The 24,624-nt window shown below is 54.5% G+C and carries 22 protein-coding genes; 5 read left to right on the top strand and 17 right to left on the bottom strand.

What is annotated here, in order from left to right:
- Window positions 1-107 precede the first annotated feature (107 nt).
- From paaA to paaF, 7 genes are all read right to left on the bottom strand, one after another.
- The gene (gene paaA / locus K1Y77_RS14895; protein ID WP_030070903.1) at window positions 108-1,094 is read right to left on the bottom strand and encodes a 1,2-phenylacetyl-CoA epoxidase subunit PaaA; all 987 of its coding nucleotides are present in this window, start codon (window positions 1,092-1,094) and stop codon (window positions 108-110) included.
- A gap of 307 nt (window positions 1,095-1,401) precedes the next feature.
- Window positions 1,402-2,715: a phenylacetate--CoA ligase PaaK gene (paaK, locus tag K1Y77_RS14890; protein ID WP_030070902.1), complete on the bottom strand. Its 1,314-nt coding sequence runs from the start codon at window positions 2,713-2,715 to the stop codon at window positions 1,402-1,404.
- A 96-nt stretch (window positions 2,716-2,811) separates the two neighbouring features.
- Complete coding sequence (gene pcaF, locus K1Y77_RS14885) at window positions 2,812-4,017, bottom strand: 3-oxoadipyl-CoA thiolase (protein WP_264429259.1); 1,206 nt, start codon at window positions 4,015-4,017, stop codon at window positions 2,812-2,814.
- On the bottom strand, window positions 4,014-4,496 hold the full coding sequence (gene paaI, locus K1Y77_RS14880) for a hydroxyphenylacetyl-CoA thioesterase PaaI (protein ID WP_231657871.1): 483 nt from the start codon (window positions 4,494-4,496) through the stop codon (window positions 4,014-4,016). The genes pcaF and paaI overlap by 4 nt, the downstream gene beginning before the upstream one ends.
- Window positions 4,489-6,024, bottom strand: coding sequence for a 3-hydroxyacyl-CoA dehydrogenase PaaH (gene paaH, locus K1Y77_RS14875; RefSeq protein ID WP_264429255.1), 1,536 nt, complete (start codon window positions 6,022-6,024; stop codon window positions 4,489-4,491). Before paaH ends, paaI begins: the two co-directional genes overlap by 8 nt.
- Window position 6,025: 1 nt before the next feature.
- Entirely contained in the window at window positions 6,026-6,817 is a 792-nt protein-coding gene (gene paaG / locus K1Y77_RS14870) for a 2-(1,2-epoxy-1,2-dihydrophenyl)acetyl-CoA isomerase PaaG (protein WP_264429253.1), read from the bottom strand.
- Between the two features lie 16 nt (window positions 6,818-6,833).
- A complete protein-coding gene (gene paaF, locus K1Y77_RS14865; RefSeq protein WP_264429250.1) occupies window positions 6,834-7,607 on the bottom strand; it encodes a 2,3-dehydroadipyl-CoA hydratase PaaF in 774 nt (257 codons plus the stop codon).
- Window positions 7,608-7,975: 368 nt separating this feature from the next.
- On the opposite strand from paaF, the gene paaN reads away from it, so the two are divergent.
- Together paaN and paaY are read left to right on the top strand one after the other, a co-directional pair.
- Window positions 7,976-9,652 (top strand): phenylacetic acid degradation protein PaaN, encoded by a 1,677-nt coding sequence (gene paaN, locus K1Y77_RS14860; protein WP_264429249.1) that lies wholly within the window; start codon window positions 7,976-7,978, stop codon window positions 9,650-9,652.
- Window positions 9,653-9,663: 11 nt separating this feature from the next.
- On the top strand, window positions 9,664-10,269 hold the full coding sequence (gene paaY, locus K1Y77_RS14855) for a phenylacetic acid degradation protein PaaY (protein ID WP_030070893.1): 606 nt from the start codon (window positions 9,664-9,666) through the stop codon (window positions 10,267-10,269).
- Between the two features lie 139 nt (window positions 10,270-10,408).
- On the opposite strand, the gene paaX is transcribed toward paaY, so the two are convergent.
- Complete coding sequence (paaX, locus tag K1Y77_RS14850; protein WP_264429247.1) at window positions 10,409-11,335, bottom strand: phenylacetic acid degradation operon negative regulatory protein PaaX; 927 nt, start codon at window positions 11,333-11,335, stop codon at window positions 10,409-10,411.
- A 520-nt stretch (window positions 11,336-11,855) separates the two neighbouring features.
- Between paaX and K1Y77_RS14845 the strand changes: the two genes are divergently transcribed.
- From K1Y77_RS14845 to K1Y77_RS14835, 3 genes are all read left to right on the top strand, one after another.
- Entirely contained in the window at window positions 11,856-12,383 is a 528-nt protein-coding gene (locus tag K1Y77_RS14845) for an AmiS/UreI family transporter (RefSeq protein WP_264429245.1), read from the top strand.
- A 216-nt stretch (window positions 12,384-12,599) separates the two neighbouring features.
- On the top strand, window positions 12,600-12,983 hold the full coding sequence (locus K1Y77_RS14840) for a histone-like nucleoid-structuring protein, MvaT/MvaU family (protein WP_264017499.1): 384 nt from the start codon (window positions 12,600-12,602) through the stop codon (window positions 12,981-12,983).
- Window positions 12,984-13,174: 191 nt separating this feature from the next.
- Window positions 13,175-13,603: a DUF1090 domain-containing protein gene (locus tag K1Y77_RS14835; protein WP_030070885.1), complete on the top strand. Its 429-nt coding sequence runs from the start codon at window positions 13,175-13,177 to the stop codon at window positions 13,601-13,603.
- A gap of 38 nt (window positions 13,604-13,641) precedes the next feature.
- Here the strand turns inward: K1Y77_RS14835 and K1Y77_RS14830 are convergent, their stop codons facing one another.
- From K1Y77_RS14830 to K1Y77_RS14790, 9 genes are all read right to left on the bottom strand, one after another.
- Window positions 13,642-13,989 carry a carboxymuconolactone decarboxylase family protein gene (locus tag K1Y77_RS14830; protein ID WP_030070883.1) on the bottom strand — a complete coding sequence of 116 codons (348 nt, stop codon included), beginning with the start codon at window positions 13,987-13,989 and terminating at the stop codon, window positions 13,642-13,644.
- 156 nt (window positions 13,990-14,145) lie between these two features.
- Window positions 14,146-17,253, bottom strand: coding sequence for an efflux RND transporter permease subunit (locus K1Y77_RS14825; protein ID WP_264429242.1), 3,108 nt, complete (start codon window positions 17,251-17,253; stop codon window positions 14,146-14,148).
- Window positions 17,250-18,497, bottom strand: a complete 1,248-nt coding sequence (locus K1Y77_RS14820; protein WP_264429241.1) for an efflux RND transporter periplasmic adaptor subunit — start codon at window positions 18,495-18,497, stop codon at window positions 17,250-17,252. Before K1Y77_RS14820 ends, K1Y77_RS14825 begins: the two co-directional genes overlap by 4 nt.
- 129 nt (window positions 18,498-18,626) lie before the next feature.
- Window positions 18,627-19,295, bottom strand: a complete 669-nt coding sequence (locus tag K1Y77_RS14815; protein WP_264429239.1) for an aspartate/glutamate racemase family protein — start codon at window positions 19,293-19,295, stop codon at window positions 18,627-18,629.
- Window positions 19,296-19,313: 18 nt separating this feature from the next.
- Window positions 19,314-20,600 (bottom strand): TRAP transporter large permease, encoded by a 1,287-nt coding sequence (locus K1Y77_RS14810; RefSeq protein WP_264017503.1) that lies wholly within the window; start codon window positions 20,598-20,600, stop codon window positions 19,314-19,316.
- Window positions 20,600-21,112 (bottom strand): TRAP transporter small permease, encoded by a 513-nt coding sequence (locus K1Y77_RS14805; protein WP_030070873.1) that lies wholly within the window; start codon window positions 21,110-21,112, stop codon window positions 20,600-20,602. Before K1Y77_RS14805 ends, K1Y77_RS14810 begins: the two co-directional genes overlap by 1 nt.
- A gap of 10 nt (window positions 21,113-21,122) precedes the next feature.
- The gene (locus K1Y77_RS14800) at window positions 21,123-22,133 is read right to left on the bottom strand and encodes a TRAP transporter substrate-binding protein (RefSeq protein WP_030070871.1); all 1,011 of its coding nucleotides are present in this window, start codon (window positions 22,131-22,133) and stop codon (window positions 21,123-21,125) included.
- A 210-nt stretch (window positions 22,134-22,343) separates the two neighbouring features.
- The gene (locus tag K1Y77_RS14795; protein ID WP_030070869.1) at window positions 22,344-23,192 is read right to left on the bottom strand and encodes a MurR/RpiR family transcriptional regulator; all 849 of its coding nucleotides are present in this window, start codon (window positions 23,190-23,192) and stop codon (window positions 22,344-22,346) included.
- Window positions 23,193-23,577: 385 nt separating this feature from the next.
- Window positions 23,578-24,504, bottom strand: a complete 927-nt coding sequence (locus K1Y77_RS14790; RefSeq protein WP_264429235.1) for a YihY/virulence factor BrkB family protein — start codon at window positions 24,502-24,504, stop codon at window positions 23,578-23,580.
- Window positions 24,505-24,624 lie beyond the last annotated feature (120 nt).

Raw genomic sequence — 24,624 nt, 5'->3', positions numbered from 1 at the left:
GTGGTCAGAGGAGCCCCGTAACGTGGGGCTCTCTATTGTTTTAAATTTTAAAAGCCAGATTTTAAAAACCAGATTTTAAAAGCCAGGTTTAAAATCAGCGGTGGGTGTTAGGCAGCTTTGCGTTGACGCTTGGCGGCATGAGCCACGGCGGCTTCACGTACCCAGGCACCGTTATCAATAGCGCTACGGCGTGCTTCGATACGCTCGCGGTTGCAAGGTCCGTTGCCTTTAACCACATCAAAGAATTCCTGCCAGTCGATTTCGCCAAACTCGTAGTGGCCGGTCTCTTCGTTATATTTGAGATCCGGGTCGGGTGCGGTGCAGCCGAGCAGCTCTAGCTGCGGTACGGTTTGGTCGAGAAAGCGCTGGCGCAGTTCATCGTTGCTGTGGCGCTTAATCTTCCAGGCCATCGACTGGGCGCTGTTGGGGGAGTTCTCGTCGGACGGGCCAAACATCATTAGTGCAGGCCACCAGAAGCGATTAATCGAGTCCTGCACCATCGCTTTTTGGTCATCAGTGCCTTCTTGCATCATGGTCAACAGAATCTGATAACCCTGGCGCTGGTGAAAGCTCTCTTCTTTGCACACACGAATCATCGCGCGCGCGTAAGGGCCATATGAGGTGCGCTGTAGCGGTACCTGATTAACGATGGCTGCGCCATCAACTAACCAGCCGACCGTACCCATGTCTGCCCAGTTGAGCGTTGGGTAGTTGAAGATGCTGGAGTACTTGGCGCGCCCGTCATGAAGCTTGTCGATCTCTTCGTCGCGGTCGGCGCCCAGGGTTTCCATGGCGCTATAAAGGTATAGGCCGTGACCCGCTTCATCCTGAATCTTGGCCATCAATTGCAGCTTGCGCTTAAGGGTCGGCGCACGTGTCAGCCAGTTACCTTCCGGCAGCATACCGACGATCTCGGAGTGTGCGTGTTGCGAGATCTGACGGATCAGTGTCTTGCGGTAGGCATCCGGCATCCAATTCTTAGGTTCAATTTTGATTTCATCATTGATGCGCTCCTGGAACTGGCGTTCCTCAGGACCCATCTCATCAAGCGTTTTAAGTTTTTTAGAACCGGTTTCAACGAGCTGCGCGTACATAGAGACCTCCGCGGCGTCGGACTATCAGGGGATTTGACTTATCTTGTTTAAAGTATAGTGACACAAAATATTTTATCAACAAGTATTTTTGTGTGTCACTTTAAGACTTTGTGATTACGGATAAAGCCAATGTGGTTGGTTTATAAAGGAAAAGTGGCTCAACATAAGTGATTCTTAATGTGGCGTTTTTTATTATCAAAGTTGGCTGTGTGGGTATAAAAAGGCCCTTGCAGGGTTGCCTGCAAGGGCGTCGTTCTAACGTCTCAGTGTATGGCTAAACCAGCCGGCTAAGGCGCTAAGGAGTGAATTAGCGAAGGTCCTTGACGCGCCTGGCCTTACCCAGCGAACGCATCACGCTCTCTACCTGACACACTTCAACCTGGGTGCTAATGCCAATGTACGTCTTAATGGCATGCTGCAGCTGTTTTGCTGCTTGCTCACAGGCTACTGGATCACGGGCGATGTCATGATGGCTCGCCTCGACACGCACACGTACCATGTCCATATTGCCTTGGCGGCTAACTTCGATCTCGTAGTGGGGCGAAAGCGTCGCAATTTTGAGCAGTTGCTCTTCGATCTGGGTGGGGAACACATTCACGCCGCGAATGATCAGCATGTCGTCGCTGCGGCCAGTGATCTTGTCGATGCGGCGCATAGGGCGCGCGGTGCCCGGCAGCAGGCGGGTCAGGTCGCGGGTGCGGTAGCGAATCACCGGCAGGCCTTCTTTGGTTAGGGTAGTGAACACCAGCTCGCCATATTCGCCGTCGGGTAGCACCTCCCCACTGACTGGGTCGATGATCTCGGGGTAGAAATGGTCTTCCCAGATGGTCGGGCCATCTTTGGTTTCCAGACACTCCATGCCTACGCCGGGCCCCATTACTTCAGAGAGGCCATAAATATCGAGGGCGTCGATGCCCAAGCGTTGTTCTAGGGCCGTGCGCATGCTGTCGGTCCAGGGTTCTGCACCGAAAATGCCGGTCCGCAGGGGCAGCGTGCGCGGGTCGATACCTTGGCGCTCCATCTCGTCGGCGATATTGAGCATATAAGACGGCGTGACCATGATGATGTCTGGCTGGAAATCACGGATCAGCTGAACCTGTTTCTCAGTCTGGCCGCCCGACATGGGGATGACCGCGCAGCCCAGACGCTCGGCACCGTAGTGCGCGCCCAGTCCGCCAGTGAACAGGCCGTAGCCATATGCCACATGCACCTTGTCGTTGCGGCTACCGCCAGCGGCGCGGATCGATCGCGCCACCACATCGGACCACACATCAATATCCTTCTGGGTGTAGCCCACCACCGTGGGTTGGCCGGTAGTGCCGCTGGAGGCATGGATGCGAACAATCTCACTCATCGGCGTGGCCAACATGCCAAACGGGTAGTTGTCGCGCAAATCAGCCTTGGTGGTAAACGGCAGCTTGGCGAGATCTGCCAGCGTGTGGATATCGTCGGGATGCACCCCAGCCTTGTCGAAAGACTGGCGATAGAACGGCACGTTGTCGTAAGCGTGCTTTAGGCTCCACTTCAGGCGCTTGACCTGAGTGGCGCGCAGCTCGTCGACGCTGGCGGTTTCCAAGGGGTCGAGAGTCGCAGTGTCGATACGCGTAGCGGGCTGATTCATCAGGAGTCTCCGGTCAAGCAAATTGTTATTGGGCTAACGTTTTATGAGCAAGCCATGGTCAGGGTAACGATTTGGCTAATGGTTTGAATAATGGGCTTATAAGCGCTCGATGATCAGAGCAATGCCCTGTCCGACACCGATACACATGGTGCATAGCGCAAAGCGTCCTTGCCGACGTTCGAGCTCATGCAGTGCCGTGGTGACCAACCGAGCGCCGCTCATACCCAGCGGGTGGCCGAGTGCAATGGCGCCCCCATTGGGATTAACGTGTTCGGCATCATCGCTAAGTCCCAGGTCGCGCATGACTGCCAAGGCCTGAGCCGCGAAGGCTTCGTTAAGTTCGATAACGTCCATTTGGTCAAGGGTAAGCCCAGTTTGGGCGAGTACTTTACGGGTAGCGGGAGAGGGGCCAAACCCCATAATGCGCGGCTCCACCCCGGCGGTGGCCATGCCTACCACACGAGCGCGAGCCTTGAGGCCGAAACGTTCAGCCTGCTCGGCAGAAGCCATCAGTAGCGCACAGGCACCATCGTTAACCCCAGAAGCATTTCCCGCTGTCACGCTGCCGCCGTCGCGGAAGGGCGTGGGAAGCTTGGCGAGCTGCTCGGCGGTCGTATTGGCACGCGGGTGCTCATCGGTATCCACCACCAGTGGGTCTTGTTTACGGCGGGGTATTTCGACAGGAATGATCTCTTCAGCAAGGCGGCCAGCCTCGATAGCGGCGGCGGTGCGCTGCTGGCTGCGTAGGGCGAAGGCGTCCTGGTCTTCCCGGGAAATGCCAAATTGTTCAGCCACGTTTTCAGCGGTTTCGGGCATGGAGTCCACGCCAAACTGAGCTTTCATGGCGCGGTTGATAAAGCGCCAGCCGATGGTGGTGTCGAAAATATCGGCTTGGCGTGAGAAGGCTTGTTCGGCCTTACCCATCACAAAAGGCGCGCGAGACATTGATTCCACCCCGCCGGCGATCATTAGTCCTGCTTCGCCGGTCTTGATGGTGCGGGCGGCGTTGCCGATCGCATCCATGCCTGAACCACAAAGGCGGTTAATGGTAGTGCCGGGCACCTCGACCGGAAGCCCGGCAAGCAGTGCAGACATACGCGCTACGTTGCGGTTGTCTTCGCCCGCCTGGTTGGCGCAGCCGTAAAAGATGTCGTCGATCAGCGACCAGTCGACGCCTGGATTGCGTTCCATCAGGGTGCGCATGGGAATGGCCCCCAGGTCATCGGCACGCATACTCGAAAGCGCGCCGCCGTAGCGACCTATTGGGGTGCGAATGGCATCAATAATCAGCGCGTCTTTCATTGGGTATCTCCAGCAGCAGTATTTTCTGCGTCAGTATCTTCCAAGCGGCGTACGCTGCCGCGAATTTTGTAGGAACGCCCGCGGAACAAGGCAACGGTATCGCCGTGCTGATTGCGCAGCGTGATGTCATAAATACCGGTGCGCCCACGGCGGCTGCGCTCTTCGGCGGTGGCGGTCAGTTCGTCGCCTAGCTGGCCAGGGCCGAGGTAGTCGATGCTGCAGCCTGAGGCTACCGTGGCCTCATCGTAGCTGTTGCAGGCAAACGCAAAGGCGGAATCGGCCAGGGCAAACAGAAACCCACCATGGCAGTTGCCGTGACCCTGCACCATATCCTGGCGCACGGTCATGGTCAGTTCTGCAAAGCCGGGGGCGACACGGGTTATGCGCATGCCTAACCCTTGGCTGGCATGGTCACGGGCAAACATTGCCTCGGCACAGGCTTCCGCCAGCTGCTGTGGGGTCAGTTGGGAATCACTCATGAAAGCTTTCCTCGCTCAGGGCGTTGCGACGCAGCAGGAACGAGCTGCGATAACGCTCTTCGCCGTAACTCTGCTGTAGATGCGTAAGGGTGCGGTGAACGAAGGGTAGACCCAGTGAATCTGCCCAGGCCAAGGGGCCGCGTGGGTAGTTGACGCCAGCTTGCATGGCCAGGTCGCCATCCTGGGCGCTGCAAACACCTTGCAGTACGGCATCGGCAGCTTCATTGGCGAGCATGGCTACGGTGCGCAGTACCACCAGCCCCGGGGTATCGGTTAGCCAGGCCACGTCCATTCCCATATGCTGGAAGAACGCCGTTGCAAGTTGGCGGGCCTCGGGCGATACCGTGTGACTGGCAGCAAGCGCGATGGCGCTAGCGTTGCGGTAGTCCAGGCATAGATCGAACAGTACCAGAGCATCGAGCCCTTCATTGACCGCACGTTCGGCGGCGCAACGCCCGTCGCTGATGGCCAGTACCAGGTCGCCTAGGTATAGGCGAGGGGAGCCGTCTTGCTGTAGCGATTCGCGGTACACCACATTGAGACCAGCTTCTTGAGCGCGTTCAAGCAGTGGCGCGAGAGTGCTGTTGGCACCCTGTACGACAAGTGCTGGTAGCTCCATATTTGCTGGTTCGGCAAACGTAGGCTGTGGCTTAGCAGCGCTTTCAGCGTAGTCAAAGAAGCCCTTGCCAGACTTACGTCCCAGGCGCCCGGCTTCAACCAACGCTTGCTGTACTAAGGAGGGCTCGAAACGGGTATCGCCGTAGTAGGCGTCAAACACCGAGCGGGTCACCGCGTAGTTAACGTCATGACCGATCAGATCCATCAGCTCGAAAGGCCCCATGCGGAACCCACCGGCTTGACGCAGCAATGCATCGATAGTGGCGGCATCGCTAGCACCTTCCTGCAACAGGCGTAGGCCTTCGGCATAGAATGGCCGTGCCACGCGATTAACAATGAACCCAGGGGTGGAGCTGGCGTGCACCGCGACCTTGCCCCAGGCAACGGCGGTGTCATAAAGGGTTTCGGCAACGTCGGTGGTGGTGGCTAGGCCAGATACCACTTCCACCAGCTTCATGACCGGTGCGGGGTTAAAGAAGTGCAGCCCCGCCATGCGCTCAGGACGCTCAAGATTCGCAGCAATAGAAGTGATCGACAGTGACGAAGTGTTGCTGGCGAGCAAGGTGTCCGGCGAACACAAGGCTTCTAGCTGGGCGAACACCTGACGTTTGATCTCAAGGTTTTCGACAATAGCTTCAATAACCAAATGACTGTCGGCCAAGGCATCGATAGCATCGGCAGGTTGTAGGCGAGCAATAATGTTATCCACATCCCCTTGGATCATCTTGCCCTTGGCAACACGCTTTTCCAGCTGACGGCGAATGTTATCAATGCCCGCTTTGGCAGCGCCGGGTTGATTGTCATGAAGAATGACCGAGTGGCCAGCCTGGGCGGCAACCTGAGCAATACCGGCGCCCATGGCACCTGCGCCAATCACACCAATAACGGCAGACGTTGGAAGGGCTGACATATCACTCTCCCTTGAAGGTGGGGCGACGTTTCTCGATAAAAGCGCTGACGCCTTCGCGGTAATCTTCCGTGCGTCCGGCAAGGCGCTGTAGGTCGCGTTCCAGGTCGAGCTGCTCGTTGAAGCTGTTATCGCTGCTGGCGTGCAGGGCACGTTTGATAAGCGCCAAGCCGCGCGTTGGTTGAGTTGCCAAGTGGCGAGCCATATTCATGGCTTCTTCCTGAAGCACCCCATCATCGACGCAGCGCCAGATCATGCCCCACTGTTCGGCGGTCTCGGCGGTAAGCTTGTCGCCAAGCATTGCCAGGCCCTTGGCCCGCGCCATGCCGACTAAGTTAGGCAGTGTCCAGGTGCCGCCGGAGTCTGGGATCAAGCCGATCTTACAGAAGGCCTGAATAAAGCTTGCCGAACGAGCGGCCAATACGATGTCGCAGGCCAGGGCGATGTTGGCTCCGGCACCTGCGGCCACGCCGTTCACCGCACAAATAGTCGGGAACGGCATATCTTTAAGGGCGCGCAGCATAGGGTTGTAGCGTTTCTCAAGCGACTCGCCGAGGTCGGGGGCTTGCTCGCCGGGCGCGACGCTTCGGTCGGAAAGATCCTGACCGGCGCAGAAGCCTCGGCCGTTGCCGGTCAGTAACAAGGCGCGAACGCTTGAGTCCTGACGCACGGCTTTTAGCGCCTTACGCATCTCGGCATGCATTTCAGTGTTGAAGCTGTTCAGGCTATCGGGGCGGTTCAGCGTGATACAGGCGACGCCATCTTCCACGGTGTAAAGCAGGGGCGCTTGGCTCATGGGTAATATCCTTGTGTCAGTGCCCTTGAAAAGTGGCAGGTCGTTTTTCTTGGAAAGCGCGAATGCCCTCTTTGCGGTCGGCAGTGCCCGCCAATAAGGTGAACGCATGGCGTTCAAAGCGCAGGCCAGTGGCTAGGTCGGTATCCATCGCCTTGTGTAGCGATTCCCGCGCCAAGCGCACGGCCAGCGGTGCCTTGGCGGCAATGCGCGTTGCAATGGCCATGGCGCGCTCAAGGGTTAATTCGGGCTGGGTAATCTCGCTAATCAGGCCTGCTTCAAGGGCGCGGCGAGCAGAAATGGGCTCGCCAGTTAGCACCATTTGGGTAGCCAGTGATTTACCCACCGCTCTAAGCAGACGCTGGGTACCACCAGCACCGGGCATGATGCCCAGGTTGATTTCCGGCTGGCCGAACAGGGCACTTTCACCGGCAATAATGATGTCGGCATGCATGGCTAGCTCGCAGCCACCGCCCAAGGCGTAGCCGTTAACGGCAGCAATGATTGGTTTGCGAAAACGCGTAATGGTGGCCCAGTGGTGCTGGCGAGGATCTTCCAACATGCCGACTAGGTCGCGCTCAGCCATTTCATTAATATCCGCACCAGCGGCGAATGCTTTCGCACTGCCGGTGATCACCACGGCGCGAACGTTGTCATCACAATCGGCGCTGTTCAGGGTGTCGGCGAGTTCGCCAAGCAGCTGGGTATTCAGCGCATTCAGTGCTTCAGGGCGATTCAGCGTAATGCATAAAACGCCTTCCAGGGGCGGAGTTATTTTTAGAGTAGTGGGCATTGTTACCTCAGTTCGGCCTGTGGCGCACAGGATGAATATCTGCCGAGTATAGATTTATTTTGATACACATCAATATTGTTTGATTGTTATTAGTGTGTCGCTTATCAGCATTTTTGATGATTTATGTCTTGTTAACAACGGTTTGTATGTATTTATAGCGGGGGAATGTTAGTTATTAGACCATGGTATGAAAGGTGGAAAATTGGCTCGAAAAGTGATCTTTAGCCCGTGTATATCGAGTTTATTGATCGTGGTGGGCTAATTGTTAAACAAGCGGTGCCAGGGAAAGCGTTTGATGTTTTGTTACGGGAAAGATAGTCTTCTTGCCTATAACGTATCAAAAAAATAAGTGAGTGCAGGAGCGCCCCATGACGCAATCAGCGCAGCAGATGTTCAATTCTCATCGCCAGACCCTAGAGCAGGCCGTCGAAGCAATTGCCAGCCGTACTTTCTGGACGCCTTATCCAGAAAGCATGCGCAAATACTCCGAAGATGCTGTTAAAGCGGCCCCTGCTAACTTCGAGGCACTGCTTAATCAGCCATTTACACTTAATAGTGTGGGCAGTACACAGCAAGTGGGTGGTGAAATATCACCTTATGGCTTCGAGCTTGGCATTAATTATGAGCAGCCAAACCCCGACGAACTGATAGCGGCCATGCAAGTGGCAATGCGTGATTGGCGGGAGGCTGGGGTGCAAGCACGTGTGGGTGTCTGTCTGGAAATTCTGTCGCGCCTTAATGCCATGAGTCCGGAGATCGCCCAGGCGGTGATGCATACTAGTGGTCAGGGGCCGTTGATGGCGTTTCAGGCAGGTGGGCCGCATGCTCAGGATCGCGGCCTTGAAGCCGTGGCCTATGCCTGGCAAGCGATGGCGCAGATTCCTGCTACCGCACAGTGGGTTAAGCCCCAAGGCAAGCATGATCCCATTGTCATGGATAAGCGTTTCCACATTGTGCCGCGGGGTATCTCGTTGGTGGTGGCCTGTTCAACTTTCCCCACTTGGAATACTTATCCTGGGCTGTTCGCCAGTTTGGCAACCGGCAACCCGGTGATGCTTAAACCGCACCCCGGCGCTATTCTGCCAGTAGCGATGACCACCCGCGTTGCACAGGAAGTGTTGGAAGAAGCAGGCTTTGACCCCTGCCTGGTGAGTTTGGTACCCGATACGTCAGATGCCCCGCTGACCAAAACGCTGGCGCTTGATCCTGCGGTCAAACTGATCGACTTCACTGGTTCTAATGCCTTCGGTGACTGGCTGATACAGAACGCCACTCAGGCTCAGGTATTTGCCGAGAAAGCCGGTATCAATACGGTGATTATTGACAGCCTAGATAACCTTAAAGCGGTCACGGCGAACCTGGCTTTCTCGCTGAGCCTTTATTCTGGTCAGATGTGTACGACCCCTCAAGCGATTTATGTGCCCAAGAGCGGTATTGCCACAGCGGATGGCCATGTCAGTTTTGACGACGTGGCGGCAGCGCTTGCGAAAGCTGTTCAGGCGTTTCTGAGTGACAATGACCGCGCCTGCACGGTGTTAGGTGCCCTGCAGTCAGTAGACACGCAAGCACGGATTGATGAGTGCCGTGGTTTGGGCGAAATAGTCCTGGATAGCGAGTCACGAAAACACGCCCAATACTCTGACGCCCGCATTCACACGCCGCTTATCCTCAAGGTGGATGCAGCGCAAAAGGCTGCCTATAGTGAGGAGCGCTTTGGCCCGATAAGCTTTATCGTCGCAACCGACAGCACCGCGCATAGCATCGAACTGGCGCGTGAGGTGATTCGCGAAAAGGGCGCAATCACCCTCGGAGCCTACACCACCGATGAGGCCGTGGCCGACCAGCTTGAAGAGCTGGCGATGGATGTGGCCGCTCCGCTTTCTCTGAACCTGGACGGGGGCATATTCGTCAACCAGTCGGCTGCTTTCAGTGACTTTCACGCCACTGGCGGTAATCCAGCGGCGAATGCCTCTTTATGTAACCAAGCCTTTGTTGCTAGCCGCTTTGTGGTGGTGCAAAGCCGTCGCCACGGCCAATCAAACTAACGGAGAAGGTTATGCCTTACTATCGACTTGAAGGGGTGACACCGGTGGTGCATCCGACGGCTTATGTTCACCCAACCGCAGTATTGATTGGGGATGTGATTGTTGGCCCCAATTGTTACGTTGGCCCCGGCGCGGTGATGCGCGGTGACTTCGGACGCCTAGTGCTGGAAGAGGGTGCAAACCTTCAAGATACCTGTGTCATGCACGGCTTTCCTGGCTGCGTCACTAAAGTGGAAAAAGATGGCCATATCGGCCACGGTGCGGTTTTGCATGGCTGTGTAATTGGGCGTGATGCCATGGTGGGTATGAACGCCGTGGTGATGGACGGTGCTCATATTGCTGAGCGCTCTATTGTTGCGGCAGCAGCGTTCGTTAAGGCGGGGTTTGAGTGTGAGCCACAGTCGTTAGTGATGGGAGCGCCAGCAAAAGTGAAGCGCCCCCTGAGCGACGAAGAGTTTGCTTGGAAGCAGCAGGGCACCCAAGAGTACCAGCGCTTAGTGACCCGTTGCCGAGACAGCTTGGAACCTTGTGAACCGCTGGCAGAAATAGATGCAGACCGCCCAACGTTGTTAGCCGGTGACACCCAGCCCAAGCAGCAGACCTTGGATAAGAAGTAGAGCCTATATTAGAAATAGAGCTTATATCAGAAATAGGGCTTATATAAGCAGTAAGTCTTTGATCAGTCGTCACCATCATGCACTTTATACGATATGACGACTGATGATGTGACGACTGATAAAGCGCTCTCGCTAGCGCTTACTCCAACCCGCCAAAGCGCTGGTAGAAGCTAGGGCCGGGGGCTGGTAATGGGCCTTCGGCAGTTTCTAGGTGCCTGTCTAACCAGCGCTCAGCGCGTTCGTAGAGCAACCGATAGAGGTTACGGCAGAGCTGATGGGCGTAGCGACCTTCCCATGCGGTAGGGAGTAGTTCGTCAGGTAGCAGGGGATCACGCAACTGAACCTTGCGATACTCATGAATCAGCAGAGTGCGGGCAATAAAGCACTCCTCCTGACCCAAATGATTTTCTGCGTTGAGCGCATTCCACAATGGGCGAAACTTAACCAGAAACCGCTGATACAGCTCGGCGAGTTCGTCGAGGTTCCAGCTTTCTCTTACCTGCAGGCGCAGTGGTTTACTGGTCATGGGCTCCATGGCCTGTGTTTGCATCACAATTGTATCATCTGCCGCATCAAGCTCTTGCAAGGCCGCCGTCGTTTCCGCGCATGACAGCGTGGGGTGTGCCAGCACGCCTTGGGCAAAACTACCAAAGCCTAGCCATTCCAGTTCATCACGAATCTGCTGGCGTCGGTCTGAAGGCAATTGTGTTAGCAATGCCAGCGTCCACTGGCCAGACCAAGGGGGTTGAACACCGTGATAGACACGCTTAAAGGCCTGTTCAAAACGCCGCCGCCCAGGGCCACTTAACCGATAGTAGCTGCGACGCCCTACCTTTTCACCGCGTAGCCAAGTTTCATGGGTTAGCCGGTAAACAGAGGTGCGTACCAATCGTTCATTGATACCGATGGGCTCCACCAGTTTTGACAGACTGCCCAACCACACAGTGCCGCCCCGGGGAACGATAGAGTCGCCATAGACGGTAATGATCAGTGAACCGGCGCGAATTGGCCGACGCTTCTGGAAGTCATCAATAAGCGTAGCGACGCAGTCTGTAGCTGACGACATGGTGAACGTTGTTTCCCTTTATGATGAAGTTGTCGTAAAAACGACAGAAAATATAGCTTTTATAGAAGATTATCGTATCACGTTTTTTTATGCTTTGGCCTGCGTCATTGTTAGTGAATTATTCAGTATTGCCAAGGTAGTGAGAGTTGCATTTCGTTGCGAATTCTTATGAGGTTATAACCCTAATTTCAATGGCTAGGTGTGATCCCCCTGCTATACTCCTTCGGCTTTAAAATAGGGTTTTTGGGTGCCACTGCGGTTCTTCTTAGCCAGCATGGTGCGCTGTTGGGTTATGTCTACTGTGTTAAGAAAACGCGGCGTGCTTTGTAAGAATAAAAATAAAAGTAGATGGGCTTTGATGTCGACAAAAGTGTTCGCTGTGACTGTGCTTTTGGAAGCTAAACGAGCTGATCTAGACGAAGAGGAGGGCTATTGATTTTTATTAAACGCACAATGGAGTAGTGAAGTAGAAAAAAGAAATATCGAAAGCGCCAGAACACTCAAAAAAATAAAGACAGGAATGGTTGAAATGATTTTAGGGCTTACACTGCTATATGTCGGTGCTGTGCTGTTTGTGAACGGCATATGGCTGCTAGGAAAAGTAGGTGATAAAGAAGTGTCAGTTATCAATATATTGGTTGGTGTGTTGAGCTTTTTCATTGCTATCTATCTGATTTTTAGAGAGCCTAATAATTCTGCCGCTATCAGCGCTGGGGCATTTACGCTGCTCTTTGCGTTTACTTACCTTTGGGTGGGTGCCAACCAGTTTTTAAAAGCAGATGGAATAGGGCTTGGGTGGTTCTGCTTTTTTGTAAGTATTACAGCTGCATTTGTGGGGATCAACTCTATTGAAGACATCGGCCTTAACTTTGAGCTGTGGAATACACTTAGCTGGTTTGCATGGTCTGCTTTGTGGTTCGGCTTTTTTTGCTTATTAGCATTAGCGAAGAAAATACAGCGATCAGTCGCTATTTACACGCTGTTTTGCGCTGTTTTTACAGGCTGGATTCCTGGCGTCATGATACTGTTGGGTATAATAACTACTTAGTAATTCGTTATTAAATGTAAATAATGCTAAAAATATGTTCAGATTGCCTACACTGGCAAATAACGCAGTATATAATGGTCAAATAGGCTAAGCCTATTTATAAGCATGTTTGCCATGCTGACGTAGCGCTCTTGACATGTGGAAGCCACCCTTTGGCATGTTCTATCGGGCCATCAGATTATGGCAGTAAAATCAAAAGATTATGGAGATTGAAACATGGCATCCGTATTGAGCGATTACATCAAAAAAGAGCAGATGTTAAAGCAGCTACAGGAAGAGCTGCAAGCACTTGAAAATAATAGTGAGTTGAAGAAAGAGCTGGAATTCAAGGAAAAATTACAAGCACTCATGACAGAGCATGGCAAGTTAGCCCGCGATGTATGTGAAATGCTTGACCCTTCATATCGCTCCTCATCAGTTAAAGGTTCCAAAATAAGCAGTACCGACGGTCGCAAACAGCGCCCTTTAAAAGTATATAAAAATCCACACACAGGGGAAGTCGTTGAAACGCGTGGTGGTAACCATAAAGTGATTAAAGAGTGGAAGGCTGAATTTGGTAACGACGCCGTGGTAGGTTGGGTGATAGAAGAGCGCGCCTGATTTTTCATTCATCGCTCACTTGATTAGTGAGCGGTGAATAATTTTGCGTTATTGGTTTGGCTGGTCAACCTAAAAATTTGATAATAAATGAGTTTATTGGTCTTTCGATAGCTTGCCTGTGTTTAATATCCTTGCCTATAACCTCTGCCTTTTCTATACCGAAAGCACCTACAGCGCATTAGGAGTGAGTCATGAAAAAATTATGGTTAAGGAGTTTAAGTTTAGCGGTCACGGGTGGTCTTTTATTGCTGCCGGTAGCGTATATATCAGAAAGAGCGCACGCAGCAGATCGGTTGTGCGAGGATAAAATGCGGGGCTTACGTCAACAGCTTGAACACGCCCAAGCACACGATAATCACCACCGTGTTCGAGGTTTACAGCGTGCCTTGCACGCTATTGAAGAGAATTGTACGAATGAGCAAGTCCTTGCGGAGCTTGAAGAAGACATCCAGGAAAGTCAGCAAGAAGTGCGTGAGCGCGAGTTAGCTCTTGAGCAGGCGCTTAAAGAGGGTGATGAAGATGACATTCAGAAACGGCGTGAAAAATTAGCAGAAGAGCGCCGTGAGCTTGAAGAGCACACCCAGGAACTGAATGCGCTGCGCCGCCGTATTAATGAATAACTAATAACCTATCTACCACCCTCTTCACATCCTCTTTTTTAGTCTGTTTTTGAGAAACTATCGAAGGCCTCAAGCGCCTGAGCGGCATAGGTAAATGCAGGGCCGCCGCCCATATACATACACACACCAAGCATTTCCATTACTTCTTCTCGAGTTGCGCCTAATTCAGCGGCAGCCTTGGAATGAAAAGCAATGCACCCGTCGCAGCGTACGCTAATGCCTATCGCTAACGCCATTAACTCTTTGTGCTTATGAGAAAGCGCGCCGTCTTTGTTAGCTCCCTTTGCCATTTGGGTGAAGCCTTTGGCAACGTCAGGAATATTTTTGCCAATATCCTGCATAAGCGCTGAGAGGTCTTGGGTCGTTTTTTGCCAATCTTTATGCACGGATCTCTCCTAAAGAAATAGGTTCATAGCAATGTGTTCATAGCCACGTCTCCATAACGACGTGGCTGTCAGCAAAGTATAGATCTTTATATTCTTTTTAAGTATTAGTATATTCTGTTTTTATGATTTTGGTCAGATTTCAGTCGATAAACCACGCTAACTTTTAACGCGACGTTGGCGGCCGTGCTCCACCCACGAAAGCAGCGCAGGGATAATAAACAGCACCAGCAGCGTAGAGCCACCCAGACCGAACGCGATAGAAGTGGCCATAGGGATCAAGAATTGGGCCTGCAGCGATGTTTCAAACAGTAGCGGCAACAGGCCGCCAATCGTTGTCAGTGATGTGAGCAGCACGGCCCTGATTCGTTGTACAACGGCTTCATTGAGCGCGTCGTTAATGCCTAAGCCTTTATCGCGCTGTTGGCGATAGAAGCTGACCAGAATAATGGCGTTATTAACCACGATGCCGGATAGCCCAAACAGGCCGAAGAGCGACAAAATCGTCAGGTTGATCCCCAACGCCCAGTGCCCCAGCAGGGCACCTACCAGGGAAAAGGGGATAATTGCCATCACGATCAGTGGCAGGGTCCAGGACGCAAATACCCAGGTTAAAACGCCGTACATCAAGCCCAAGCCAATCATCAAGCCCGTGCGCATATCCGCCATGGTTTCACGCTGGTCAGCAGCACGCCCCTCAAAACTGGTGGTCAGAAAGTATTCACGCTCTAAACGAGGCAGTAGTTCGGCGGAGAGGCTTTCTAGCACCTGTTCTGCTGACGTGGTTTGACTGTCAATCTCAGCGGTCACTTCAACGGCCAGCTGACCTTCAGCATGGCGTAAGGTTTCGAACCCTTGGCGGTGGGATAAATCCATCACTTGAGAGAGCGGTACCTGACGCCCATCCGCTAGCGTCACCGCTAGGCTGGAAAGGGTAGATAAGCGCTCGCGTTGGTGCCTGGGCAGTTGAACGCGCACTTCGATTTCATCGGCTCCGGATTGATGTATCTGCACAATCTGGCCATCAAAAGCAGTACGTAGCTGGCTACCCAGGTCGTCAGTGGTCAGGCCGAGCGCTTGGCCATAGGCGTTAACGCGGTAGATCAGCTGCTCGCGCCCCCAGGGCATATCATTTTCCGTGCTGAGTACGCCGGGCAATCCAGCCATGGCCTCGCCGAGAATATCGGCGGCATGGCGCAGGCCCTCGGCGTCTTCACCGGTCAGACGTATATTGACATCCTTGCCCGGTGGGCCAGCGGCACGTTCGGTGATATTCAGATTATCCAACCCGGCCGGAGTTTGTATCCGTTCGCGCCAGGCGCGAATAAACTCCACATTGCGGACGTCGCGGGCATCAGGCGAGGTCAGCTCGACCATCACTGAACCAACGCCATCGCCGGTGCGTGCCGGTGCCCCGCCAGCCTGGGTGCTGCCGTAATGGGCAACCGCTGTGCGCACTAAGCCGCCGCCCATGGCGTCATCGGTTTCTTGCAAGGTGGCCTGCAGGTGATCGACAAAATCCGCCACTTGGCCGCGATGGGTGCCCGCCACAAAACTGGCGTTGGCATACACAATGCTGGATTCCGGCGAAGGAAAGAAGTTGAAGCCTATGCGGCCACCAGCCAGCAGCCCGGCAGTGACCAGCGTGATGGCCAGCGCGGTGGTTAGCGTAACGCCACGGTAGCGTAGCGAGCGTTGGGAAAAGCGCCGGAAGCGGCCTTCGCGGAACTGATCAAAACGCGCTTCAAACCCTTGGCGCAGCCGCTCAATACCACGGGCAGGACGCTTGGCCTTGTTAGCGGGTATAAACGCATTGCGCAGGTGTGCAGGCAGCACCACAAAACATTCCAATAGCGAGGCGATGAGCACGCAGATCATAATAATGGGAATATCGCCGAGGATATTACCAATCACCCCACCGACCATTAATAGCGGCATGAAAGCCGCCACCGTGGTGAGTGACGAGGCGACCACTGGCCATAGCATGCGGCGGGCTGCGCCGGCAGAGGCCAGTTTGGGGTCTTCGCCCATGCGATGGTGGGCGTCTGCGTCTTCGCCCACCACAATCGCATCATCGACAATCACCCCCAGTGCCATAATGAGAGCAAACAGCGACATCATGTTAATCGAGCCGCCAATGCCCCAGAAAACCCCTAAAGAAGCGAGAAACGCGGTAGGAATGCCGATGGCGACCCACAGTGCTACCCGGGCAGGAAGAAAGAAATAGAGCAGAATCACCACCAGCAGCAGACCGGTTAGGCCGTTGCCCAGCAGCAATGAAATACGCTCGTCGATCAGTTGCCAGGACTCATCGTAAACCGCTAACTCGACGCTGGGCGGCAGGGTGGGGCGCGTTGCTGCCAGCCAGCGCTCCAAGTGCTGCGCTGCTTGAAGCGAGTCGCCGCTTTCCGCGCGCTGCAAAATCATCTCAACGGCGGGTTGGCCACGGTAAGTCAGTTCGACTTCCCCATCTCTTGCTTCCTGATGAATGAACGCGATGTCACCCAGGCGCAGCTGCAAGCGGTCATTACTGAGAACCGGCATGTCCTCGAAGGCAAGCGCATCACGGTGTTGTTCAAGCGAGCGCAGTTCCCGGATGCTGTCTTGTTGCCCCAATAAGCCCGCCGGTAAGTCCCGAGACATGCCCTGCACCTGGGCGGCCACTTCCCCAAGCGATAATCCGAGCGCTTGCAGGCGTTCGGTAGGCACTTCGATACTAATTTGCTGAGCAGGAAGCCCGTTGAGCTGAATACGATCAATCCCTGCCATCAGCAGCGAGTCTTCAAAACGATGGGTTAGCTGGCGCAGTTCATGGGGGGCAAGATCGCCATACACCAACAGGCGCGCGACGGGTTCGTAACGCGCTTGGCGAGAGATCTCCGGCGGGTCAGCGCTGGCAGGAAGGTTCGTAAAACTATCGACTTGCTGGCGAATATCATCTAGCGCTAGTACCGGGTCGCTGCCTTCTTCCAGTTCCAGGGTGATATTGGCAATGCCCTGGGCCGAGGTGGATGTCATGCGCTTCAAGCCATCTAGGCTGCGTAGCCGCTGTTCAAGCGGGTTGGTAATGCCCTGTTCAATGTCCTCGGCAGACGCACCGCTCCACATCACGCGCACGTTAACTACATCGAGCGCGAAGGTGGGGAAAAACTGGATATTCATGCGCGCAATACCTAGCGCACCGCCCAGTAGCATCACCAGCATGACTAGGTTGGCCGCCACCTTGTGGCGAACAAAAAAGCCGATAAAGTCGCCGCGCTGGGTCATGGGGTGGCCTCAGCGCCAGCCAAGGGTTGGATGACCTCTACCGGCAGCCCGTGAACAGCGTTGGGCAGGTGGGTCGACATGACGCGGTCGCCTGCTTCCAACGTTTCAGCGCGCACTAGTAGCCAACGCTCTCCGTCTTGCTGGGCTACTTCCCCCAACCGCTCGACGCGCTGACGCTCCAGGCGGTTATCGTGATTAATGCGATAAAGTAGATCAGCCCCGTGCAAGGCCGAGTAGGGCACGGCAAAGGCATTTTTCACCCCAGGACGGCGAAGCTGAACGGCCACCATGGCCCCTGGGCGCAACCCATGGTGTTGGCCCTGCACTGAGAGAATGGCTTCGGTGCCAGTTGGGTCGCTTTCCCCCGCTAAGCGCTCTAGTACGAAGCGCTGGCTGCCATTCGTGGCGGTGGCTTCAAGTGGTACACCGCTTGGCAGGTGCGCTTCAAGTTCCGCGTGATACGGTTGGGGAATTCGGGCGCGTAGTTCCAGGCCATCTAACGGATAAAGCGATAGCAAGGCGGCGCGCGGGGCCACATCGTCGCCTTCAGCGACTTGCACCCGCGTCACGCTGCCAGCGAAGGGCGCGTGAACACGGCCACGCTCCAGATTGCGCCGCGCATCGGCCGCTTGCACCTGAGCCCTGGCCAGGCGGGCTTCCAAACTGGCTAGCCGAGAAGGATATTCGGCAATAGCGCTTTCCCGCGCTGACACATTCAGCTGGGCACGAGCGACGGCGTCGCGGGCCGTATCGACGTCTGTTTGAGACGTCAGGTTACGTCCTTCCAGCGAACGATTGCGTTCCAATTGGCGGTTAGCGCTGGCAAGAAGAGTGCGCTCTTGGGCTAATACCTGGCGGTTATTCTCATGGCGGATGCGCTCGTTTTCCAGCTGAGCCTGAAGGTCAGCAAGTTCAGCCTCGGCTTGGCGCAGCGGCGATGATAGGTCGTCTTCATCCAGTGCTACGAGCAGCTCACCCTGGGCTACCCGCTGGCCGTCGCTTACCGGCCGCTGAGCCACCCGCGCTTGAACCGGCGCTACTAGGGTGACCATGTCCGGCGCGACCACTTCCCCGAACAGCGAAAGCAGTGGTACATGTTCACCAAGAGAAACGGTCAACGCCTCAACGGGCCAGCGGCGCTCCTGAGCCTCCACGGGGGCTGGCTCAGGGCGTGTGTAACGCAACGCCATAAAGCTGGCAATGCCAAGAATGAGAATCACCAGAGGGAGCAAGCGCTTTAGCATAAGGATATCTGCATAGAGAATAAGGCGTGCTCATCATAACTTGCTAAGGCGCTTAAACGTACCGATAGAGAAGAATATTGCGACAATACAGCGCAGGCGAGTGGCGTATAAGTCGCATGTGTTATCGCGCTATTTGTCAGCCCTTCCACCAAAGAGCTGCAGCGAACGTTGCAGCTGCACAGCCGCCATGGTCGCATCAATGATGGGGAGCGGCAGCGCGGGAGCAATACGCAGCGCCAGCCCTGCTAACGGCCCCCCTGCAAGAATAATGCTGCGGCAGTTACCTTGCTGAGCCACCTGCTGGCAAAGAGCCTGCAGCGCATCGGCTGTGGTGGCCTGGATCTCGCCGGGGTCATCAGGTAGCGGTGTGTCGATAACGTGAATACCGCTGAGTAAATGCTGCATTTGGTAATGTTCCACCATCGCTTGCATTGAAGGTACTACCGCCGGGGCGAAGGAGACGATCGCAAAGGGCCCGCCCAATGCTGCGGCAGTTAATAGTGATGCGTGCCCAATGCCCACCACTGGGCAGGGCAGAAAGGCCCGCAGGGCATCTGCCCCGGTGTCACCGAACGACGCAACAATAACGCCATCCAGAGGCGACTCTATGCTGCGCACTGTGTTGACTACTGCCTGCTCAGCGAGCCGGGAATCCGCCTCACTGACGATGAGAGGCGGCGCACCGCTAGCCTCGATGGCGAGTATTTCATCATTCGCGTTGGCAGCCATACGAGCTGCCGCAGCGATATGTTGCGTCACGCTGGTCGACGAGTTCGGGTTGATGACCAGAAGTCGCATAGAGCTATCCTTATCCGTTTAAAGAATGACTGATGGCAGCCACAGTGAGAGCGCTGGAAACACGTTGATCAGCGCAAGCACCACGAGCATGGCAGCGAGGAACCACATCAAGGCCGGAATGATCGCGCCGATACTGATACGCGCAATCGAGCAGGTCACCAGTACCACTGAGGCCACCGGCGGTGTCTGTTGGCCGATACCCAGGTTAATCGTGACGATTAGGCCAAAGTGAACGCGGTCGATACCTAGTTGGTCGGCCAGCGGTAGGAAGATGGGCACCAGCATAAGGATGGCCGGTGTACCGTGAACGATAGTGCCTGCCAGCAAGAAGAAGACATTAATCGCCAGTAACACAACCCAGTAGTTATCAGAGATGCCGAGAATTCCTTCGGCAATTTCTTGGGGGATTCCCTGGTTAGTCATGTACCAGCCAAGTAGCGTCGACGTGGCGACAATGAACATCAGCATGGCGCTGCGCTTGCCCGCTACCCGCAGGGTATCGAGCAGCGAGCGGAAAGTTAACGAGCGGTAATAGAGCGTGGCCAGAATGATCGCCCATAGTGCCGCCACGGCACCCGCCTCGGTGGGCGTAAAAATGCCGCCTAATATGCCACCAAGAATAAGGATCGGCAGGGTGATGGGAATAATGGCTTCACGGCCGGTGCTGAGCACGTTCTTAATATCGAATTTGCCTTCGATAGGGTAGCCTTTGCGCACCGAGATAAAGTAAGCCGTTAACATCAGTGCAAAGCAAACCACAAACCCTGGAATAATCCCCGCCGCGAAGAGCTGAGCAATAGAGGTATCAGAGACGTAAGCATAGAGGATCAGATTAAGGCTCGGCGGAACGATGATCGCCATGGTCGCCGAGGTAGCGGTAACCGCTGCGGCAAACGCAACGTCGTAGCCACGCTTCTTCATCTGCGGAATCATTACCGAGCCGATTGCCGCCGCATCTGAGGTGGCGGTGCCGGAAATCTCGGAGAAGAACAGCGACGTCAGTATATTGACGTGGGCCAGGCCACCGCGAATATGGCCCACCAACGAACCTGCAAAATTGATGAGGCGTTCCGCGATACGCCCTTGGTTCATCACTTCCCCTGCAATCATAAACAGCAGCGCTGCCACCAACAGATAGTTGTTGGCCCCGCCGAACGGAACCATCCCCATAATCTGTGGCATTACGTTGGGGTCGAGCATGATCATGATCATCGCGGCCACACCCAACACAAAAGCGATCGGCATGCCGGTGAAGAGAAAGATGACCAGCATCGTCAAAATGAGATAGGCGGGATCCATAGGCATCAGTCGGTCTCCGGGTACAGGTCAGTAGGATGGACTCTGCCGTTGATGAGGCCGATTAACCGCCAGGCCGAGATGATGGCGATCAGCGCAAAGCCCACTGGCATCGCCCAGCGGAAAAGCGCCAAAGGCAGGTCGATGGAGATCAACGAACGCCCATGAAAGCCCTGGCTTGCCAATGAGCCGTAGTAGAAAACAACCACCGCGAAGGCCAGCATGAAAGCGTGATTAATACTCAGCACAATGCGCTGCCAGAGCATCGGCATCAGCCGCAGCACGCTGTCAAAACCGAGGTGTTCATTGATTTTTGTTAGATAAGCAGCGCCAATGAACGTAAGCACTGCCAGTACATTGGCTGGCAGTTCTTCACCCCATGACACCGACGAGTTGAGCACGAAGCGTGCGAACACGGCGTAGTTGAGCAGTACCAGCAACACACCTGCCAGCAGGATCACTAGCGCATCCAGCAGCCGTAGCACCCACTGTTCGATAAGCGTAAAAATGGACGGTGTCATGATGGCGTCCTCAGCGGTTGCGCATGGTAGTCAACGTGGCATCGATCATGTCCTGGCCGATGGCATCAACGAATACCGGGTCCTCATAAAGCGGCAGGGCGGCTTCTTGGAAGGCAGCAAAATCGACGTCGTTGATCTCAAGGTACTGTTCCAGTTCAGCTAATACGGACGCATCGGCTTCATCGCCCCAGGCGAAAGTCCAGGATGTCATCTCAGTGGCCACTCGTTCGAGCACCTCAAGATCTTCGTCGGCAAGACGGTTAAGGAAGGGTTCGCCGAAGACAAGGAAGGTCGGTAAATAGATATGATTGGAAACCGATAGGTACTCTTGCACTTCATAGAGCCGAGATGACATGGCCACGTGAGCGGGGTTCTCTTGCCCATCAATAACCCCCTGATCAAGTGCGGAGTACACTTCGCCAAAGGCGAGCGGCGTGGCATTAGCACCAAGCGCATTGAACATTGCCACACGCTGACGGCTGTTGGGGGTGCGAATGCGCAGACCGTCGAGATCCTCGGGGGTAATAATTGGTCGCTGTTTGTTGGTGATGACGCGGAAGCCGTTGTCCCACATTGCCAGTAAGCGCATGCCGGTGCCATCGAAGCCCTCACGCAGCATGTCGCCGGCTTCGCTATCAATAAAGAGAGCCACATCTTCGCGGTTCTCGAAAAGATAGGGCAGGTCGAAGATCGAGGTGCGGGCATTGAACTGTGTAACGGCTGACGCTGCTAAGGAAGCATGGTGAGTTCCCATACCAAGCCCTTGCAGAACATCTTCCTCAGTGCCCAGAGTGCCGCCCATAAACAAACGAACATTGAAGCGCCCTGGAGCCTCGTCTTCCAAGCGCTCACTGAACTCTTCCAGGAAGGTATGAGCGAACGAGCCGGTGGGTAATGTGTTATTAATTTGGATCTCGATAGGATTGGCAGCGGCCAAAGGGGCATTTGCAAGTGCTGCCAGCGCAGTGGCTGCCACCAACTGCTTTAAGGTAAAACGAGAAGAGTAGCGAAGTGTCGGCATGGGAATATCCTTTATAGGTGTCGGAGATAACGGCGTAACACCAAAAGAAATCCATATTTCATGCCATGTTAATATGAAAAATATTTTTCATATCATATTACAATTGGTTACCGGCGGCTGGGTATGTTAGCCCGCCACGTAAAGCCATCTCGTAAGACAATTAGTTGCACAAAAAGTGGGCGGTTTTTAGCTTACTTGCACCACGTAAGATCACTGGAGCTCATCAAGCGCCTCATGAATCGCCTCAATACTGGTCATGCGATGACGCCCCTCAGCACCCGATAGCTCAATAACCCGTGTGGCTAGAAAATGACACATCGACAGTACCGCCACATGGTTGAACAGCGGCCCTGGCGCCGCCGTGCGACACACGGCGTGCCAGCTAACTTGGTTGTTCTCGGGGGCGCTTTCATCGGTGATGTACAGCACGTTAGCGTGGCTGCTGGCGATTTGGGTCAGTAACGTATCCAGGTCTGCTGTGCGGCGTTTGAGGCCAAACAGGATCACACAGTCGTCTGACGTCATACTGACCAGGCTTTCCGCCAGGGTTTCCCCGGCTCGTGGCAACAAAGCTGTATTCTCAATCACTTGCATGATCTGCCAATTGAGATATTCAGCGAAGGGATGGCTACTACGAAACCCTACCACCCATACCTTGCGAGCGGACAGCATCGCGTTGGCCACCTCATCCAACATTGACTGAGAGAAATGCTGGCTAGCATGCTCCAGGTTCTTGATACCTTGATGGATATGGCGATAAAGCAGGCTATCACTACGGTCGTCTTCGTGACCTTCTACCCTTAGCAATGCCGCACCCTCTTCGCGATTGTCGCGGACGTGCTGGCGCGCCTCTTCAAACGAGCGATAACCAAGTTTTTTAACAAAGCGCGTAATAGTGGCATTGGAAACGCCAGCCAGATTAGCAAGCTCCGTTGCGGTATAGCTGGCCAACTCACCAGGAAAATTAAGGATGAATTCAGCCAGACGCCGCTCAGTAGGATGCAGCGTCGGCAGCGCCGCCTTTACCAGGGTCACAAACGATGTTTTTTTTGCATTCATGCGCTATTTCCAGCACCAAAACCACGTTAGGTATGATCGTCTAACCCTTATAGCGTCCGTTTGCCAGTAACACTAGACGCTAGTTCTCAACAAGTCGCGTATAGATGAACTATTGAAAGCGTGTTTCCACCTAAACGCCACTATCTGCCGTTCAACACTGGAAAACTCTATGCCAATTAGGTGAATGGGTTGGCCACTGGAGTCGACGCTCATGATAATGCCAGTCTACCATGCCGGTAAGGTGAGGTGACGGCCCCCAGCCTTGGCGCTTAAGGTTTGTAACAAGCTCAACTTTCATGGGCTCACCCTTAACCAGACTAATAGTGACGCTATAGTGTCACTTTTCGAGCGGGGCCATCACGCTCGCCATCACTGGTGGCAAGGATTAATCAACGTGGGTGATAGGCTGGCGGTCGGGGTCTATATACCAGGGCAGGCCAAGGCGTGTGTTGCGCTCTAACTCGGCAATCACCTGGGCACCCAACAATAAAATGATGGCACCGACTTCCAGGCTGAGCAGCACGATCACCAGCGTGGCGAGCGAGCCGTAAACGGCGTTGACGAAGGAGAGGTGGGTGAAGTAGTAGACCAGTAGCAGCCGTACGCCTTCCCATAGCAGTGCCGCTACGAAGCCACCAATGACCGCGCGGCGTAATGCGATACGCACTACCGGCAGCACCTTATAGATAGCACTGAAGAGTAAGAAAACCCCAGCAAAACTGAATATGTTAAGTACCGGTTCGGAAAGTCCTGCAAACGGTAGCTCGCGTTCAAAAAGTGCCATCACCAGAGTATTAAGCGAGCTGGCTAAGGTAACCACCAGTGTTAAGGCTAGTAACCCCGCGCCAAGCACCAGCATAAAAGCGTAAGGTAGCATCACCGATACCCAAGCGCTGCGCTTGATATGGGGGCTGTCTGGGGAGTGGAAAATAATCGCTAACGCATCTTCGAGCATGCGAAAGGCAAAGGAGCTGAAAAGCAGCAGAATGGGAAAGCTAAGAATGCCGATAACGTCGCGGGACTCCAGTAGGCCACGAACGGCGTCCATCAAAACCTCGGCATGGGCCGGTGCTAAGTGGCGGGCTTGTACGGCAAGAACGTTAAGTAAATGCTGTTGGTCTACCACTTGCGTTAACAGCACGACCAGTACTGCAAACAGCGGCACGATGGAGAGCAAAATATTGTAGCCCACCCCGCCAGCCAGCAAGATGCCGCGATTTCTTAGGAAATGGCACACTACTCGCCAACTAAATTGGGTCAGCCGAGGCAGCAGGAGGAGTATGGCATTGAGTACTGTTTGGTGACGACCCATTGCTTGCTGTTCTCCTTGTTTGCCAGTGCTATTTTGCCAATGCAATTTTGCCAGTGCTACGTTTCATCCATGATGCCTAATTATTAACCACCTGGGGTGGCATAGCTTGGTAGTTTGACG

Origin of the sequence: Halomonas qaidamensis, assembly GCF_025917315.1 — a bacterium.
Lineage (GTDB): Bacteria > Pseudomonadota > Gammaproteobacteria > Pseudomonadales > Halomonadaceae > Vreelandella > Vreelandella qaidamensis.
This window is presented reverse-complemented; position numbering and strand designations above follow the sequence as displayed.